Source organism: Rhizobium sp. CAU 1783, from assembly GCF_054551725.1.
In genome coordinates this window covers 1,189,426-1,206,572 of the sequence record NZ_JBTOLM010000001.1, presented here as the reverse complement: position 1 = coordinate 1,206,572, position 17,147 = coordinate 1,189,426, and the positions used below count along the sequence as shown (strand labels likewise).

16 protein-coding genes are annotated in these 17,147 nt (G+C 63.2%); 7 read left to right on the top strand and 9 right to left on the bottom strand.

The window, feature by feature from the left end:
• Positions 1-131: 131 nt before the first annotated feature.
• Entirely contained in the window at positions 132-2,222 is a 2,091-nt protein-coding gene (gene parE / locus ACX93L_RS05535) for a DNA topoisomerase IV subunit B (protein ID WP_459404151.1), read from the top strand.
• 270 nt (positions 2,223-2,492) lie between these two features.
• Positions 2,493-6,044, top strand: coding sequence for a putative Ig domain-containing protein (locus tag ACX93L_RS05530; protein WP_459403892.1), 3,552 nt, complete (start codon positions 2,493-2,495; stop codon positions 6,042-6,044).
• Positions 6,045-6,063: 19 nt separating this feature from the next.
• Here the strand turns inward: ACX93L_RS05530 and ACX93L_RS05525 are convergent, their stop codons facing one another.
• Positions 6,064-6,525: a GNAT family N-acetyltransferase gene (locus ACX93L_RS05525; protein ID WP_459403891.1), complete on the bottom strand. Its 462-nt coding sequence runs from the start codon at positions 6,523-6,525 to the stop codon at positions 6,064-6,066.
• A 159-nt stretch (positions 6,526-6,684) separates the two neighbouring features.
• On the opposite strand from ACX93L_RS05525, the gene ACX93L_RS05520 reads away from it, so the two are divergent.
• The gene (locus tag ACX93L_RS05520) at positions 6,685-7,128 is read left to right on the top strand and encodes a hypothetical protein (protein WP_459403890.1); all 444 of its coding nucleotides are present in this window, start codon (positions 6,685-6,687) and stop codon (positions 7,126-7,128) included.
• 12 nt (positions 7,129-7,140) lie between these two features.
• Here the strand turns inward: ACX93L_RS05520 and ACX93L_RS05515 are convergent, their stop codons facing one another.
• Positions 7,141-8,277 carry a DUF2336 domain-containing protein gene (locus ACX93L_RS05515; RefSeq protein ID WP_459403889.1) on the bottom strand — a complete coding sequence of 379 codons (1,137 nt, stop codon included), beginning with the start codon at positions 8,275-8,277 and terminating at the stop codon, positions 7,141-7,143.
• A gap of 118 nt (positions 8,278-8,395) precedes the next feature.
• Between ACX93L_RS05515 and ACX93L_RS05510 the strand changes: the two genes are divergently transcribed.
• A complete protein-coding gene (locus tag ACX93L_RS05510) occupies positions 8,396-9,103 on the top strand; it encodes a hypothetical protein (RefSeq protein WP_459403888.1) in 708 nt (235 codons plus the stop codon).
• Here the strand turns inward: ACX93L_RS05510 and ACX93L_RS05505 are convergent.
• A complete protein-coding gene (locus ACX93L_RS05505) occupies positions 9,094-9,717 on the bottom strand; it encodes a flavin reductase family protein (RefSeq protein ID WP_459403887.1) in 624 nt (207 codons plus the stop codon). The genes ACX93L_RS05510 and ACX93L_RS05505 overlap by 10 nt on opposite strands.
• Positions 9,717-10,298 (bottom strand): nitroreductase family protein, encoded by a 582-nt coding sequence (locus ACX93L_RS05500; RefSeq protein ID WP_459403886.1) that lies wholly within the window; start codon positions 10,296-10,298, stop codon positions 9,717-9,719. Before ACX93L_RS05500 ends, ACX93L_RS05505 begins: the two co-directional genes overlap by 1 nt.
• A gap of 109 nt (positions 10,299-10,407) precedes the next feature.
• Here ACX93L_RS05500 and ACX93L_RS05495 point away from each other — a divergent pair, with 109 nt between their 5' ends.
• Positions 10,408-11,355: a hypothetical protein gene (locus ACX93L_RS05495; RefSeq protein WP_459403885.1), complete on the top strand. Its 948-nt coding sequence runs from the start codon at positions 10,408-10,410 to the stop codon at positions 11,353-11,355.
• 9 nt (positions 11,356-11,364) lie between these two features.
• On the opposite strand, the gene ACX93L_RS05490 is transcribed toward ACX93L_RS05495, so the two are convergent.
• From ACX93L_RS05490 to ACX93L_RS05470, 5 genes are all read right to left on the bottom strand, one after another.
• The gene (locus ACX93L_RS05490) at positions 11,365-12,216 is read right to left on the bottom strand and encodes a lysophospholipid acyltransferase family protein (RefSeq protein ID WP_459403884.1); all 852 of its coding nucleotides are present in this window, start codon (positions 12,214-12,216) and stop codon (positions 11,365-11,367) included.
• Between the two features lie 112 nt (positions 12,217-12,328).
• A complete protein-coding gene (gene thrS, locus ACX93L_RS05485) occupies positions 12,329-14,353 on the bottom strand; it encodes a threonine--tRNA ligase (protein ID WP_459403883.1) in 2,025 nt (674 codons plus the stop codon).
• Positions 14,354-14,475: 122 nt separating this feature from the next.
• The gene (locus ACX93L_RS05480) at positions 14,476-14,895 is read right to left on the bottom strand and encodes a DUF2267 domain-containing protein (RefSeq protein ID WP_414901307.1); all 420 of its coding nucleotides are present in this window, start codon (positions 14,893-14,895) and stop codon (positions 14,476-14,478) included.
• Between the two features lie 17 nt (positions 14,896-14,912).
• A complete protein-coding gene (gene yidD, locus ACX93L_RS05475) occupies positions 14,913-15,278 on the bottom strand; it encodes a membrane protein insertion efficiency factor YidD (RefSeq protein ID WP_459403882.1) in 366 nt (121 codons plus the stop codon).
• Between the two features lies 1 nt (position 15,279).
• Positions 15,280-15,732 carry an iron-sulfur cluster assembly scaffold protein gene (locus ACX93L_RS05470; protein WP_459404150.1) on the bottom strand — a complete coding sequence of 151 codons (453 nt, stop codon included), beginning with the start codon at positions 15,730-15,732 and terminating at the stop codon, positions 15,280-15,282.
• A 274-nt stretch (positions 15,733-16,006) separates the two neighbouring features.
• Between ACX93L_RS05470 and folE the strand changes: the two genes are divergently transcribed.
• On the top strand, positions 16,007-16,612 hold the full coding sequence (gene folE, locus ACX93L_RS05465; protein ID WP_459403881.1) for a GTP cyclohydrolase I FolE: 606 nt from the start codon (positions 16,007-16,009) through the stop codon (positions 16,610-16,612).
• Positions 16,613-16,634: 22 nt separating this feature from the next.
• Entirely contained in the window at positions 16,635-17,090 is a 456-nt protein-coding gene (gene hisI / locus ACX93L_RS05460; RefSeq protein WP_169587746.1) for a phosphoribosyl-AMP cyclohydrolase, read from the top strand.
• Positions 17,091-17,147: the final 57 nt, after the last annotated feature.

Below are 17,147 nucleotides of genomic sequence, written 5' to 3'. Positions count from 1 at the left end.
TGCCCCGCCTTTCTGGCAATATCCCGGCGATTCGCAAGTGTGAATGGATCGCAAGCGAGATGGGGGCATGAGGCACTTGCCCCCGGCCAGGCGATCATGCCGATACAACGGACAGATTATTGAACGACACCATGGACGACAACGATCTTTTCGCCGGACTGCCGCTCGAACCGAAGGCGGCTGATAGCGACGTGCCCGCCGCGACACCGAAAGCCGAGCCCGCACGCCCGACGGCATCCCCTGCTCCGGCAGCATCGACCGCAGCGGCGGTTCCTGCCGCGCCGACCTCTGGCAGCGACGAATACGGCGCATCCTCCATCCGCGTCCTCGAAGGCCTTGAACCGGTCCGCATGCGCCCCGGCATGTATATCGGTGGCACCGACGAGAAGGCGCTGCATCACCTGTTCGCCGAAGTCATCGACAACTCGATGGACGAAGCCGTCGCGGGACACGCCAATTTCATCGACGTTCACCTGGACACCGCCGGCTTCCTGACGGTGACCGACAACGGGCGCGGTATCCCGGTCGAACTGCACCCGCAGGTTCCCGGCAAGTCGACGCTCGAAGTGATCATGACCAAGCTGCACGCAGGCGGCAAGTTCGACGGCAAGGCCTACGAGACGTCGGGCGGTCTGCACGGTGTCGGCGTCTCGGTCGTCAACGCGCTTTCGGACCTGCTCGAGGTCGAGGTCGCGCGCAATCGCAAGCTCTACCGTCAGACCTTCTCGCGCGGCGTGCCGCAGGGCGGGCTCGAAGAACTGGGCGAAGTCCACAATCGTCGCGGCACCCGCGTGCGTTTCCATCCCGATCCGCAGATCTTCGGCGACCATGCTAAATTCGATCCGGGCCGGATCTTCCGTATGGCGCGGTCCAAGGCCTACCTGTTCGGTGGCGTCGAAATCCGCTGGTCCTGCGATCCGGGAATGGTGCCGGAAGGTGGCGACATCCCGGAAAAGGCCGTCTTCCATTTCCCTGGCGGATTGAAGGATTATCTGGCCGCCACGCTCGGCAAGGAATTCACCGTTACGCGCGAAATCTTCTCCGGCAAGACGGAAAAGACGGGCGGTCACGGCGCACTCGAATGGGCGGTGACCTGGTATGGCGGCGATCCCGCGGTCCATTCCTACTGCAACACCATCCCGACCCCGGAAGGCGGAACGCATGAGGCGGGGCTCCGCATCGCGCTGCTCAAGGGCCTGAAGAACTATGCAGAACTGACGCAGAACAAGCGCGCCAAGGACATCACCACCGACGACGTGATGATTTCCGCCGTTGGCATGCTGTCGGTCTTCATACGCGAACCGGAATTCGTCGGCCAGACCAAGGACAAGCTGGCGACGACGGAGGCCCAGCGAATCGTCGAAAACGCGCTGCGCGATCCCTTCGACCACTATCTTGCCGACAACCCCAACGAAGCGGCCAAGCTGCTCGACTGGGTGATCGAGCGCGCGGAAGAACGCCTGCGTCGCCGCAAGGAAAAGGAAGTCAATCGCAAGACCGCCGTGCGCAAGCTGCGCCTGCCCGGGAAGCTCGCCGATTGCGCCCAGAACACCGCCGAAGGCGCTGAACTTTTCATCGTCGAAGGTGACTCGGCAGGCGGCTCGGCCAAGCAGGCCCGCAACCGCGCCAACCAGGCGATCCTGCCGCTGCGCGGCAAGATCCTCAACGTCGGCTCGGCCAGCCGCGAGAAGCTGATGGCCAACCAGCAGATCGCCGACCTCATCCAGGCGCTCGGCTGCGGGACGCGGTCGAAATACCGCGAGGAAGACCTTCGCTACGAACGCATCATCGTCATGACCGATGCCGACGTCGACGGCGCCCACATCGCCTCGCTGCTGATCACCTTCTTCTACCAGGAAATGCCGGAGCTGATCCGCGGCCAGCACCTCTATCTCGCAGTTCCGCCGCTCTACGTCATCCGCCAGGGCGCCAAGACCGTCTATGCGCGCGACGACGCCCACCGTGCCGAGCTGATGGAAACCGTCTTCAAGGGCAAGAAGGTCGAGATCGGCCGGTTCAAAGGCCTGGGCGAGATGATGCCCGCGCAGTTGAAGGAAACCACCATGGATCCGGCCCTCCGCACACTGTTGAGAGTGGCAATCGACGAGGTCGATTTCGAAGGCACGCGCGACGCGGTGGAGGCCCTGATGGGCACGAAGCCCGAAGCCCGCTTCCGCTTCATCCAGGATCAGGCCGCTTTCGCCGAGAACCTCGACATCTGACGCCGACGTGCGATTCTTAGGGGCCGTCGTCTCACAGAAAGAAGCAGGCGGTCGCAGTGTGCCGAACCGTTCGGTCGCACCGTAATGCCTCATCCGGCGCGCGTTGCGCCCGGAAACCCCACGCCCCATGAAACCAAGATTGGCCGATGATAGTTCGCCTTGCGACCAGTTTTGGCCGAACACCTGCAGCGATCGGGTTGTAAGGACCTCCCCAACGGGGGCAGCAGAACCAGGTCTGACCCGCGTGAACCGGTTCACACGGAGGCAGGCATGGGCACGACTGCAGGCGCGATCAGGTTGTGGATTCGCAGCCTGGGCCTTGCCCTGGGGCTTCTGATCGGCGTGGCCGTCAGCTCGGCAAGCTCTGCGGATAGATACGTAACCACACACGCCAACGAAGCCGTCTCTATCACGTTAGGCATGGAAAGCGACTGGTATCAGATCGACTACATTTACCCGGCCGACTTTCACGGCACCTTGGCGCCAGGCATTGCTATCGATGAAGACATCTACACGCCGAATACCAACTACATCGGCAGCGACAGCTACAGCTACAAGGTCACACGCCAGAACGGATCGACGTTTACCAGTACAGTCTACATCAGCGTGATCCCCAAGGTCACGTTCTCTGCGAGCACATGGGCAAACGCCACGAAGGGTGTCGCCTACAGCCAGACGGTTACCGCGTCGTTCACTGCGAGTTCGAGTGCCGTGACCTATTCTCTTTCCGGCGGCACACTGCCACCCGGGCTCAATCTTGACAGTTCCTCGGGCACCATATCGGGTACACCGACCGCGACGGGGAGCTGGACGTTCACCTATCAAGCCTTGAATGCCGCTGGATACTCGTCTAGCCAGTCGATGACGTTGAGAGTGGCCCCCTCCGCTTCCGATCTCTCTATAACCGTGGCGGCCAACAGCAGCAATAACTCGATCTCCTTCACTGTATCCGGAACCGAACAGGTCTCGACAGTGTCCACGGCAGGCCATGGTACGACCAGCCTCTCCGGCTCCACCGCCAGCTACACCCCAGCCGCCGGCTATTCCGGTGCGGACAGCTTCACCTACACGGTCACGGACAGCGCCTCGGGGCTTTCATCGACAGCAACCGTCTACGTAACGGTGACCGCGCCGACCTTGGTGATCACGCCGTCCGGTTTGCCGGATGGTGTTGTCGGCCAATCCTACTCGGAGCCTCTCGGCTATTCGCTGGGCGGGCCGCTCAATCGCTTCTGGATCGTTAGCGGCAGTCTCCCGGCGGGACTGAACCTGACAGATGGCGGGATACTTTCAGGAACCCCGACGCAACACGGAACGAGCTCCTTCACGGTCATTGTGCAGGACATCTACGGCGCGACAGGAACGCAGGGCTACGATCTTGTCGTTGCAATCGCGCCGCCCGTCGCCGGCAACGTCAATGCAACGGTCGCCGCGAACAGCACCAACAACAGCATCACCCTCTCGCTCTCCGGAGGAACGGCCTCCAGCGTCGCCGTCTCAAGCGCGGCCAGCCACGGAACAGCAACGGCCAGCGGCACGACAATCACCTATACCCCAACGGCCGGCTATTCGGGTTCGGACAGCTTTACCTATACGGCGACGAACGCCAGCGGCACCTCCACCGCCGCCACGGTGACAGTGACGGTCACCGCCCCGACGGTCGCCATCTCACCCTCCACGCTTCCAGCTGGCACCGCCGCCGTCGCCTATAGCCAGACACTCACCGCTGCGAACGGCACGGCTCCCTACACCTTCGCCGTGACATCAGGCTCCCTGCCCGACGGCCTGACGCTTTCCACCGGCGGCACTCTCTCCGGTACCCCCACGGCCGAGCAAAACGCGACGTTCACCGTGACAGCCACCGACCACTATGGTGCAGCCGGAGGCCAGAGCTACACGCTGGCGGTCGCCATCGCAGCGCCCGTCGCCGGCGATGTTACGACGACGGTCTCTGCCAACAGCAGCGGCAACAGCGTCGCCCTCTCGATTACCGGCGGAACGGCCAGCACCGTTGCGATTGCAAGCGCCCCGGGCCACGGTACGGCAACGGCAAGCGGCACCTCGATTACCTACACCCCGACCACCGGCTACTCCGGTTCGGACAGCTTCACCTATACCGCCACCAATGCCAGCGGCACCTCCGCCCCGGCCACGGTGACCATAACCGTCACGCAGCCCACCCTCGCGATGTCTCCGACCGGCACGCTGACGCTCCGCGCGGGCGAAGCGTCTTCCCAGACATTTTCTGCGGCCAACGGTACCGCACCCTACGAGTATTCGATGAGCGGCACCCTGCCCGACGGGTTGCTCTTCGATCCGTCGTCTGGAACGCTTTCCGGCACACCAACGGAAAACGGTAGCTTCGCGCTGACGGTGACGGCGACCGATGCCTACGGCGCATCGACGTCGGCAAGCATCACCCTCTCGGTCGATGAGGCCCTTCCCGTTGCTCCGACCGTGACGACGGCAACGGCGTCGGGCGGCACCGTCACCATCGACCTTACCGACGGCGCGACCGGCGGTCCGTTCACCGGTGCCACGTTGGTCTCGTTGTCGCCGCCATCGGCCGGCACCGCGATCATCACCCTCGGCGACACTGCCGCGTCGAGCGGACCTGCCGCCTTTGCAGCAGCGATGACGTCGGGGCGATATCGCCTCCAGTTCAAGGCAAGCCCGACCTACACCGGCACTGCTGTCGCCACCTACACGTTGACCAGCGCCGCCGGCACCTCCGCGCCCGCCTCGGTCACCCTCCTTGTCAGTGCCCGCCCGGTGCTGAACGACGACGCCGACATGGTCGGCCTCGTCCGGGCCCAGGCAACGGCGGCCAAGCGGCTGGCCGAGAGCCAGATCGACAATGTCGCGGATCACATGAAGTCACTGCGGGGCAAGGCATGCCTTGTGAACAACCTCTCCATCGCTCTCGGCGACGACGGTGACGGTGCCGCGCCAGTCAGCGCCAATGCCGGCTGCTCGCCGATCGCCAATGGTGATCTCGCCTTCTGGACGGCAGGATCGATCAGTCTCGGCGACAGCGAGACCCTGAATGGGGAAAGTGCCTTCGACTACGCCACCGTCGCGCTTACCGGCGGCCTCGACTACCGATTGACCGACACGGTCATCGGCGGCGTCGCCATCGGCTACGCGCGCGACCGGACCGATATCGGCAGCGACGGCACGACCAGCCGCAACAGTGCCATGAGCGCAACCCTATACGCGTTGTATCAACCCGGCGACGGGTTCTTCGTCGACGGCCTGGCCGGTGTCGGCCTCCTCGACTTCGATTCGTTGCGGATCACTGCAGAAAACGGAGCCGAGGCAGAAGCCGAAAGGACCGGCCGTCAGGTGTTTGCGGCCGTGACCGGTGGATACGACCTGAAAAACGGCGACCTGTCTCTCTCAACATACGGGCGGCTGTCCGGCTCGCGTTCGGTGCTAGACAGCGTGACCGAAACGGGTGCCGACTGGGAAAATGCCCTTCTGGGACGCCAGGAGATCGACAGCCTGACCGCGACGCTCGGTTTTTCCGTTGGCTACGACATCGACGTCGACGACTTGACCGTCACCCCCGAACTGACGCTCGATTTCTCGCATGACTTCCTCGACACTAGCGAGACGGTCGTCACCTATGCCGAGGACGGCTGGCCGATCGACTATGTCATCCCTGGGGAAAGCACCAGCCGCAACCGCGTGACCGTCGGCCTTGGCGTGACCGTCGCATCGGGCCGCGCGGCCACGCTCAGGGGCGGCTACAGCGCGACCATCGATCCGGGTGGCCTACAGAACCAGCGCTTTAGCCTCGACCTCTCGCGCCAGTTCTGACGCATGGTCTAAAGGGCGCTCATGCGCTCAGCCGCTTCTCCATGAACAGGCTGAGCGGATCGGGCTGATAGCTGCCGAAGGGGGCGATCTCGACATAGCCGAAGCGTCGGTAGAGGCCGATCGCCTCCGGCTGCAGCGTCCCCGTCTCCAGGCGGATAGCGGAGAAACCCAGTCTTCGCCCCTCCTCTTCGATGGCCTCCATCAGGAGCCGGCCAATCGATAGTCCACGGGCGGCGGGATCGACGAACAATCGCTTGATCTCGGCCGTGCCGTCCCCACTGGCAACGAGAGCGCAGCAACCAACGATTTCGCCGGCATGGCGGGCGACCAGAAAGGAGACCTCGGGTCGCTCGAGCGACGACACGTCGACCAGATGATTGCTCTCGGCCGGATAGAGGCTCGCCATATAGGCATCGGACTGCGTGAGCAGCCGCAACACGGCCGTTTGGCGCGGCGGTTCACGGGTGATGGATACGGACAAGGTGTTCTGCCTCTAGCTGGTGTCGGATCCGGTAACATTGGGGGCCCCGGCTTTGTTGCGTCAAGGACGCGATGCGCGTGTCTCCACCGTCTTGCTTTGGCTGCAATCCTCTGTTTCAAAAGGCTCCCGCCGCCATCCCAAGATCATCCGGACCGCCCCATGCAGACAGCGCTCATCGTAATGACCATCCTCGGTTGCGACGACACCGTCACCAACTGCCACTACGTCGCGACCGCCCAGGAGCACTTTGTCTCGGTCGAACTCTGCGACGCGGCATCCGAACGGGTCCTCGAAGGTTATTCGAGCGTCAGCTATCCGACGGTCGTCGCCGTCTGCCAGCCGCCGGAGGATAAGGCCGCGGAAATCCCCGCACCGCCCGCCGGCGCGCAGCTGCCTGCCGAAACGGTCCCGACGCCGGCGCCGCTCCCCGGCCCCGCCGCGACCCTGCCAGAGGAAGAACGCCAATCGCTGGCCGCGCGCGCCGTCTCGAAGATCCGCAAGGTTCTTCCCGACACGGACGACATCAAGATGGTGTTCGAGACCCCGCTGCATGTCGTCTCCGACAGCTATTCCTGGGTCGCCAAGAAAATCTCGCGCCAATAGGTTCCGTTCGCCTCAGGCGACGAGCGCAAGTCCGGTCGCGTAGTCCCGGGCACGGCGGCGTTCTTCCGCCATCGAGAGCTTCTCGACCATCTCCATGAGTTCTGCGGCAGCAGCCGACGGTGAGCCGAGGCTGCGTTGGCGTTCGATGAGCAGGGCCGCGATGTTGTCCAGCTCAGCACCGACCGAGGCATGCGCAGCATTCCGCCAGAGCATGACGGCCTCGACGAAGACCGCACTGACATCCCGGGCGAGCCCGATCGATTCGAGAAGAGCCCTGACCGCATGGAACCGGGCTGTCGCCAGGATCGAACGCACCCGTCGCTCTTCGAGACCCGACAGCGACACGAGCGCCGTGGCAAAGAAGTCGGTACGCCCGACGCAGAGTGCATGCATCAGGAAAGCCGGCGTCAGCCGACCGTCCGCGCGCAGTTGCTCGACGAGAGCCGGCAATTCGTCGGCGGAAATCGTGCCGAGGATCGCGATGGTCGCCGCGGTCCCTGCTTCGCGGGTAATCCGGTCGATGCGACGCGTGCCGATCGCCGCGCGCACCAGGCCGCAACCCGTCAGGGCTTCGGTGACGAACTGCACGAGAAGCTGACGAACGGGCGCCGGCAGGTCCTCGCGATCAAGCAGCAGCGCACGCACCTGCTCGCTACGACCATGACGCTCGGCAATGCGGCGCAAGGTCAGTCTGGCGATGGAGGCGCTGGCATTTTCAAGGAGTACGGCCACTTCCTCCGCATCCCCGACCTCGGCCAGGGCAGCGGCGACGCCCCGAGAGAGCGAAGGACGGGCGGCGATCAGTGCACGCGTCGCCGCGCTGCCGCGACCGGCAAGATCGACGAGATCCGAATCGGCAAGAACGGGAGAGTGAAGGATCGGCAGCGAGGCGATTTCCGGCTGGTCGTCGGCGAGCGACACCATGAGGGCCCGCGGCGCTTCAGAAGAAGACGCCAGCGCCTCGGCCAGCGCCATGCGCACACGGGGCGATGGATCGTCCAGCAGATAGGTCATCGCCACATGGGCCGCCTGCCGTTCGGCCGGCGCCATTGCGGATCTGAGGTAAGCGCGGGCCAACGCATTGGCTGCTCGCGCACGGTCCCCCGCCTTTGCCGTTTCCACCCACCGAAGAAAAGCCGCAACGATCACTTTGAAAAACCCAACCCGAGCGAGAAGTGCCACGCGTGGTCATGCGACCACGGTTTCACGCTAGCGGCAAAACGTTTAAGAATTGGTTCACCATATTCATTAACCGAGGGATACGCCCTTGCCCCGTCAGCCTGCACCGACCCTTTCCGGACGAGAGATCCGCGCAATCCTGCTGATAGAGGACGCCTCGGCAGCGTTGCCGGCTGCCGAAGGCCTTCAAGCCGTTGCAATTCCCGTGGGAGATGATCTCGATAGCTTCCGGCACGCAGCTGAAAGGCTGGCCGACCTTCGCGGTCAATCACCAGATACTGCGGGACTGATTCTCCTCAGCGCGGCGCTCGATCACGAAACGCTGGACACCTGTCTGCCGGTTGCGTTCGGCAAGCGGCCGGCTGGGGTCATCGTGACGGGTCTTTCGAACGGATCGGAATTGCAGCGCATCGATGTCGCCCTGTCGGTTGCGGAAGCCGTGGCCGGTCTCGAGGCGGGCATGACGGCCATCATCGGAATGTGCGGGGACAATGCCGCCGGCCTGCTCGCATCCTCCAGCTTTGCCGGAAAATCGCGGCGGCTGGCAGCGCTGGGCCGCAATACGGATCGCCTTGCCCAATCGCTTTTCTCCGACCGGCAGCATGAGCCTCTCACGGGAGGATTGACCGTGCTGGCTGCAGCCGCAGCCGGCGTTCCCGCCATCGACTGGCTCGATCCGAGCCTTTCCGGTGACGACCTGCCGGAGGCCTGCAACAAGGCCCGGGCAGACGGTTTTTCCGCCCTGCTGACGAGCAATCCCAGCCACCTCAGGTCAATCGCCGATGCCTATTCCTGATCGCGCACCACAGGCGCCTTGGGACGCAGTAGTTCGAAGACCGGCTGGATTTCCGCATAGTCCATATAGCCCATCCGCGTGACCGGCCGTGCCAGGGCCGCGTCAAAGCGACCTTCCCGGATGGCCCTTTCGTCGATGTGAATGCCGACCACCTGGCCGAACACCACATGACTGTCCGACAGCTCTCCCTCGATGGTCTTCAGCGTGACGATTTCGGTGACCCGGCATTCGAGCACCGCACAGGCCTCCCCGACATAGGGCGCCTCGACCAGCCGTCCGGGCATGCGCGTCAGGCCGGCAATCGCGAATTCGTCGGTTCCGTAAGCCACGGCCACCGAGGACGCGTTCATCTGCAAAAGCAGATCGGCGCTGACGAAGTTCGTCGTGAACGCGCCGGTCTCCTCGGCATTGCGCAGCGTGTCCTTGCGACCGCTCGACGAGAACATCACGATCTTGGGGTGATCGCTGACGGCGTTGAAGAAGGAATAGGGCGACAGGTTGAACGAACCGTTCCTGCCCTTCGTGCCAATCCATCCGATGGGACGCGGCGCGACGATCGCCTTGAACGGATCATGGGCCAACCCATGGCGATTGTCGCGCGTCTCGTAAAACATCAGGCCTCGCCGACCCAGGTCACGACATCGGCAAGCGCCGGACGCGGGCGCTCCGTGGCGGGGAAAGTCGTCGAACCGACATGGATGAAGCCCGCGACCTTCTCGCCCGGCATGACGCCGAGCAGCGGATAGGCACGCTCGTCATAGGCGAACCACTCGGTGAGCCAGTTCGAAACGTAGCCGACGGCATTGGCGGCCATCAACAGGTTGAGGCAGACCGCACCCGCCGACATCAGCTGTTCCCATTCCGGGATCTTCAAATGCGGGCCGGCCTTGCTGATCACGCCGATCACCACCGGCGCCCGGGTGAAGCGCGTGCGCTCCACGCTGATCATCTCTTCGGAGAGCTCCGGGTTCTTCTCCAGCGCCATGGCGAGAAGCGCCTCGCCGATCCTCACCCGCTCCTCGCCGCGATAGACCACGAAGCGCCACGGCGCCAGCTTGCCATGGTCAGGCACGCGCACGGCAAGCGTGAGAATCTCCTCGATCTCGGCGGTCGACGGACCGGGCTCGCACATCTGGAAGGCCGGAATCGAGCGGCGAACGGCGAGATAGTCGACGAGTTTGATATCATTTTTCATTTTCGAATACTTTCACGGCTGGTCTTGCGGTCACGACGTCTTGAAATTGCCATCGCATTCGGATTGAAGTTGCTGCCATTGGTGAGGAAGTCAACCTGTTGTGTCATTCATGAACGGCCATAAAAACACTGTCCGCTTCGTCTTCGTGGTGGTGTCGACGGTGATCGCGTTTGCACCTGCACGCGGCGAAGACGCCTTCAAGGCATTCAAGCAGCTCGACAGCTCCGTCAAGATGCCGAAGCTCAATGCGTTCTCGCCCAATCTCGGCGCTACGTTTGAGCAATCGACGGTGCGCAATGTGAGCCTCGAGGCCAAGCTCACCAATGACGGCGAACCGATGCAGCAGGGCCTGTCCTGGCGCGTCTTCAGCCCAATTCCCGGTGACGACGGCAAGCTTCCCTTGCTTGCAAGCGCAGAGGGCGGTTCCGCTGACTTCCAGCTCGAGCCCGGCGACTATTTTGTCAACGTTTCCTTCGGCCGCGCCGGCGCCACCAAGAAGCTGATGGTGCCGCGCGAAGGCGAAGTCGAAAAACAGGTGCTTGTGCTCGATGCCGGCGGTGTCGTGCTGAATGCCGTCTCCGGCTCCGATACCGGAATTCCGGCCAAGGACCTGAAATTCGACGTCTATTCCTCGGAAGTCCAGGACGACGGCGAACGGGGCCTCGTCATCGCCGACGTTGCACCGAATACCATCGTGAGGCTGAACACCGGCACCTATCACATCGTCTCCGAATACGGTTCGGTGAATGCGGTGGTGCGCGCCAACATCAAGGTCGAGGCAGGCAAGCTGACGGAAGCGACGATCCAGCACCGCGCCTCGCAGATCAACCTCAAGCTCGTCTCCGAGCCCGGCGGTGAGGCGATCGCCGACACCGCTTGGTCCGTCCTGACCTCGTCGGGCGACATCGTGGCCGAAAGCGTCAGCGCCTTCCCGGTCATGGTGCTGGCCGAAGGCGAGTATTCCGCCGTCGCCCGCAACAAGGACAAGATCTACCAGAAGGATTTTGTCGTCACCGCGGGCCGCAACACGGATGTCGAGGTACTGCTCACGCAGTGAGTAGCCGGCTCACAACGCCGGTTCGAGCTTCCTGAGCCGCTTGCGGCGGCGAACGGGCGCCATGGCGAAGACGGCGTCATAAAGTTTGAGCAGCAATTCCTTGCGGTCGCTGATCTGGCGCAGGTCATCCCAGCACATGACGGGACCGAGACGCGCGGTGATCGTCGAGCCCGAGAGACGACGGAACTCGCGAATCAGGAGCGAGATGCGCAGCGTCAGGGACAGCTTGCTGGCAATATGGAACAGCCGGCCGTTCTGCCCCTCGAAAAACACGGGAATGACGTTTGCTCCCGCCGACTGGATGAGTTTTGCCGGAAAGATCTTCCACGGCAGGTCTTCTGCGCGGCCGAAACCCTTCTTGGCGGTGGCGACACCGCCGGCAGGAAACACCACGATCGTCACCCCTTCCTTCAACAGGCGGACCGCTTCATGGCGGGTCTTCATGTTGATGGCCATCGCTTCCTTGGTCTCCTCGAAGGAGACGGCCAGCGAATAAGGCGCCATCTCCGGCACCTTCAGGAGTTCGTTGTTGATCAGCACCCGGAAGGGTCGCCCGAGCTGTTCGGCAAGGGCGAGCACTGCGATGCCATCACCGATGCCGAAAGGATGGTTTGCCACGATGACGATCGGGCCCGCGGGCAGTTCAGAGGGAGGCCAGTTGCCCTGGACGCTGAGCGTCACGTCGATGAGATCCAGCATCTTGCCGAAGACCCGGTCGGTCTTGCCGACGATGTCCTTGCGCCAGATGTCGTAGAGGCGCGCGAAACGGTCCCTGCCCGACAATCCCTCGATCGAACGGATGAACCAGCGCTTGAGGCGCGGGTCCCGCTCGTTGGCATAGGTCAGTTCTTCGAAACGCACTTGATCCCCCGCCGTCGACGCCGTCATCCTTCACGCTGGCGATCGCCGTATAACAACAAGATGACAGTAGTCTGACAGGGCCGGAAAGAACCGGCCCTGTCGTTGATGTGCATCAAGCCTTTGCTGCCCGGGCGGCAAGCCGGCGCTTCTGGTCCGGGGGCGTCGCCTCGAAGCTCAGCGAAGAGATCGCCTCGTCGAGCGTCATGGATACCTGGTCCTGGGAGCCCAGCCGGCGGATGTTGACGGTGCGCTCTTCCGCCTCGCGCTTGCCGCAGACGATGATCACCGGAACCTTGGTCACCGAATGCTCGCGGACCTTGTAGTTGATCTTCTCGTTGCGGAAGTCGGTCTCGACCTGCAAGCCAGCATCGCGCAACGCGTCCGCCACGTCCTGGCCATAGGCATCGGCCTCCGAGGTGATTGTCGCAACAACCACCTGCGTCGGCGCGAACCACAGCGGCATGTGACCGGCGAAGTTCTCGATCAGGATACCGAGGAAACGCTCCATCGAGCCGCAGATCGCCCGATGGATCATCACCGGCTGCTTCTTTTCCGAATTCTGGTCGATGTAGAAGGCACCGAAGCGTTCCGGCAGGTTGAAGTCGACCTGCGTGGTGCCGCACTGCCAGTCACGGCCGATCGCATCCTTCAGGGTATATTCGAACTTCGGACCGTAGAAAGCGCCCTCGCCCGGCAGGATGCCGGTCTTGATGCGTCCGCCGGACTGTTCCTCGATGGTCTTCAGAACCTCCATCATCACGGCCTCGGCGCGATCCCAGAGTTCGTCAGAGCCGACGCGCTTTTCCGGACGGGTCGAGAGCTTCACCACGACTTCCTGGAAGCCGAAGTCCTCGTAGACCGAGAGAATGAGGTCGTTGATGCGCAGGCACTCCGCCGCCATCTGCTCTTCGGTGCAGAAGACGTGCGCATCGTCCTGCGTGAAGCCACGCACGCGCATCAGGCCGTGAAGCGCACCCGACGCCTCGTAGCGATGAACAAGACCAAATTCGGCGAGACGCACAGGCATGTCGCGATAGGACTTCAGGCCATGCTTGAAGATCTGCACGTGACCCGGGCAGTTCATCGGCTTCAACGCGAAGACGCGCTGGTCGGCCTCCTCGTCGTCGGGATGGGTGAAGGCATGGGCGGATTTCACCGCGAACATGTTCTCCTGATACCAGCCCCAGTGACCGGAGGTTTCCCACAGCGACTTGTCGAGCACCTGGGGTGCGTTGACTTCCTGGTACGTCCCGGACAGCCGGCGACGCATGTAGGACGACAGCGTCTGGAACATGCGCCAGCCCTTGCCGTGCCAGAATACCACGCCCGGCCCTTCCTCCTGGAAGTGGTAGAGGTCCATTTCGCGGCCGATCTTGCGATGGTCGCGCTTCTCGGCCTCGGCGAGGACGTGCAGGTAGTTGTCGAGCTGTTCCTGCTCGGCCCAGGCCGTCCCGTAGATGCGGGTCAGCATCGGCCGGGTGGAATCGCCACGCCAGTAGGCGCCCGCAACCTTCATCAGCTTGAAGGCGGTACCGATCTGGCCGGTCGACGCCATGTGCGGGCCGCGGCAGAGGTCGAACCAGTCGCCCTGCTTGTAGATCTTCAGGTCCTGGCCTTCCGGGATCGCATCGACCAGCTCGACCTTGTAGGCCTCGCCCTTGTCGGCGAACACGTCACGCGCCTTGTCACGCGACCACACTTCCTTGGTGAAGGCGGCGTTCTTCTGGATGATCTCCTTCATCTTCTTTTCGATCTTCGGGAGATCTTCGGGCGTGAAGGGCCAGTCCTCGCGGGTGTCCGGATGGACGCGCTTGAAATCGTAATAAAAGCCGTTCTCGATCACCGGGCCGATGGTCACCTGCGTGCCGGGCCAGAGCTCCTGCACGGCCTCTGCCATGACATGCGCTGCGTCGTGGCGGATCAGCTCGAGCGCGCGCGGATCGGTACGGGTGACGATCTCGATGGCGCCGTTCTCGATCGGATCGGCAAGGTCGCGCAATGCGCCGTCGAGCGCGATGGCAACGGCCTTCTTGGCGAGCGACTTGGAGATCGATTCGGCGACGTCACGACCGGTGGTGCCGGCGGGAAACGCACGGACGGAACCATCGGGAAATGTAAGGGAAACGGATTCAGACATGGTTTGCTCCTTATCCAGTCCCGCCAACGAATGCGGGTGGTAAAAAAAGGCCGGCGCAGCCGGCTATCAACGGGCCGCGTGATAATCCGAAACAGCCTGTGAGTAAAGGTTTTGTTGACCCGTCACGCCGTCCAGAACTGCTTCGCCCCCGGCGGCAATTCCGCAAGCACCGCCTCGAACGCGGGGAGGTCGACATGGCGGCGCATCACAGCGGCAACGTCGGTGATCGCGGTATCCGTCGAGAAGTTGTGGTCGGGACGCAGCGCTTTGACCTCGCGGGTCATCTCCGGCAGCGTGCCGAACGGCAGGCGCGGCTCTTCGACGTCCCAGTCGCTGACGAACAACGCCCGAAGAACCGGTGGCAACATGTCGGCGAAGGCGAGAGCCTGCTTCGTCGTCAGCCGACGGCGGAACACCTGAAACACGCCCTGCAGCATCGTGTAGCTCTGATGCGTCGTCTGCAGCATCGAGGTATCGCGCAAGTCTTCCATGAAGGCATCGAAATCGCGTGACGCCTGTCGGTACTCCATCGGCATCGGCATGCTTAACGCTCCTCCGGCTAATGCCTTCGACCGATCCGCCAGAAGGACCACGGCGCCCACCAATGGGTGCCGACGGGCAGCACCTCAGGAACCGGATCGACGCCCCAGGTGCCCCCCGGCCCGCAGCGGCCGACGCGAAACAGCGTGAGCCAGCCGCCTGACCACAAACCGTGCCGCGCGATCGCTTCATAGCCGTATTCCGAACAGGTCGGCATGTGGCGGCAGGAATTGCCGATGAGACTGGACAAGGTCAGCTGATAGAGGCGGATGAAACCCATCCCGACGAGCCGTCCGGGCGTCTTGCGGAACGGCCCCGACCAGTTGCGCGATCGGGAAACGCGACGCGGATCATTCTGATGCCCGCATTCGGGAGCGTCGCACATCTCAACCCGCCACGGCGACGGCCGGGCTTCTTGCCTCGATCTGGTCGAGACAATCGACCACCGCGTCGAAGGTGAGCATGGTGGACGCGTGGCGCGCCTTGTAGTCCTTGACCGGCTTCAGGAACCGCATGTCCTCGAACCGACCCGTCGGCCCCTCGCCTCCCTCCTTCAGCATGGCGAGCATGTCCAGACGCGCCTGCCGGATCTCAGCCCCGGTGGCTCCGACCACATGCCGGGCCATTATGGAGGACGAGGCCTGACCGAGGGCGCAGGCCTTGACCTCATGAGCAAAATCGCTGACGCGCCCATCGGCCATCTTCAGATAGACCTTGACCCGCGACCCGCACAGCTTGGAGTGTTTCTCCGCGCTCGCATCCGCATCGGCAAGCCGGCCGCCGCGCTCGATATTGCCGGCAAATTCGAGAATTCGCGAATTGTAGATGTCGTCCATGATCGCTCTGGCACTCTCCCAAACGGTGCATACGCCGAATCTTGCGGCCGGATTGTCGCCGTAAACGCAACACTGTGTAGCGCCGTCGTTCCTTCACACTCGGTGAAACGCTATTATATGAGAGTTGAGAATTCGGTCCAAACAAAACAAGGGCAATCCCCCTCGTCGGATCGACAATCGCAAGAACGGGCTTGCCAAGATGACCCAAGTTACGCATTTACAGGCGGAAAAAGCCAAACAGTCGGTCCGCGACCCGAAGGACCGGGAGGCCACGAGAATGGATGCCATCGTGAACAAACTCGCCCCAGTCGACCAGCGACCGAGCCGCGAGGAAGCAGAAGACGCAGTCCGCGTGCTTCTGCGCTGGGCCGGCGACGACCCGGATCGCGAGGGCCTGCTCGACACTCCTAAGCGCGTGGCCAAGGCCTATCGAGAACTTTTCTCCGGCTATGACGCCGATATCGAGGATGTGCTGGGTACCACCTTCGAGGAGGTCGCCGGCTATGACGACATCGTCCTCGTGCGCGACATCCCGTTCTTCTCCCATTGCGAACACCACATGCTGCCCGTCATCGGCAAGGCGCACGTCGCCTACCTGCCGGACGGCCGTGTGCTCGGATTATCCAAGATCGCCCGAGTCGTCGAAGTCTTCGGTCGCCGACTCCAGACGCAGGAAGCCATGACCGCGCAGATCGCCGCCGCGATCGATGAGAGCCTGAGCCCGAAGGGCGTCGCGGTCTTCATCGAGGCCGAGCACATGTGCATGGCCATGCGCGGCGTCCAGAAATCGGGCTCCACCACCCTTACCACCACCTTCACTGGCCGGTTCAAGGACAACGCCGCCGAACAGGCACGCTTCATGTCGATGGTCCGCGGCCGCTGACGCTTTACCGAATGGAAACCCGATGGCCGTCGCTTTCGATCCGCCGCCTGCCGACAAGCACGCCCTCGAGGGCGCCGGTCCCTTCACACCGAAATTCGACGCCAACGGTCTCGTCACCGCCGTGGTGACGGACGCCCGTGACGGCGAATTGCTGATGGTCGCCCACATGAATGCCGAGGCTGTCGCGCTCACCCTCGAAACCGGTATCGCCCATTACTACAGCCGCTCGCGTGCGAAAATCTGGAAGAAGGGCGAAAGCTCCGGCAATCTCCAGACCGTGCGCTCGTTCCGCACCGATTGCGACCAGGATGCCGTCTGGCTGAAGGTCGAGGTCGCCGGCCACGATGCAACCTGCCACACCGGCCGCCGCTCCTGCTTCTACAGAACCGTCGAACTAAAGGACGGCCAAGCGGTGCTTGCAATCACCGACGACCACCGGCATTTTGATCCGGATACGGTTTACGGCGACGGCAAATAGGCAGGACGGCCCACTTTCGGACAATCTCCGTCCGGCCACTTAACGAATGGGTAAACA

Bases quoted from the DNA above. Each gene is read 5' to 3' on its own strand.
- parE (WP_459404151.1), top strand. From the start codon at position 132: ATGGACGACAACGATCTTTTCGCCGGACTGCCGCTCGAACCGAAGGCG.
- ACX93L_RS05530 (WP_459403892.1), top strand. From the start codon at position 2,493: ATGGGCACGACTGCAGGCGCGATCAGGTTGTGGATTCGCAGCCTGGGC.
- ACX93L_RS05520 (WP_459403890.1), top strand. From the start codon at position 6,685: ATGCAGACAGCGCTCATCGTAATGACCATCCTCGGTTGCGACGACACC.
- ACX93L_RS05505 (WP_459403887.1), bottom strand. From the start codon at position 9,717: ATGTTTTACGAGACGCGCGACAATCGCCATGGGTTGGCCCATGATCCG.
- ACX93L_RS05500 (WP_459403886.1), bottom strand. From the start codon at position 10,298: ATGAAAAATGATATCAAACTCGTCGACTATCTCGCCGTTCGCCGCTCG.
- ACX93L_RS05495 (WP_459403885.1), top strand. From the start codon at position 10,408: ATGAACGGCCATAAAAACACTGTCCGCTTCGTCTTCGTGGTGGTGTCG.
- thrS (WP_459403883.1), bottom strand. From the start codon at position 14,353: ATGTCTGAATCCGTTTCCCTTACATTTCCCGATGGTTCCGTCCGTGCG.
- ACX93L_RS05480 (WP_414901307.1), bottom strand. From the start codon at position 14,895: ATGCCGATGCCGATGGAGTACCGACAGGCGTCACGCGATTTCGATGCC.
- yidD (WP_459403882.1), bottom strand. From the start codon at position 15,278: ATGTGCGACGCTCCCGAATGCGGGCATCAGAATGATCCGCGTCGCGTT.
- folE (WP_459403881.1), top strand. From the start codon at position 16,007: ATGGATGCCATCGTGAACAAACTCGCCCCAGTCGACCAGCGACCGAGC.
- hisI (WP_169587746.1), top strand. From the start codon at position 16,635: ATGGCCGTCGCTTTCGATCCGCCGCCTGCCGACAAGCACGCCCTCGAG.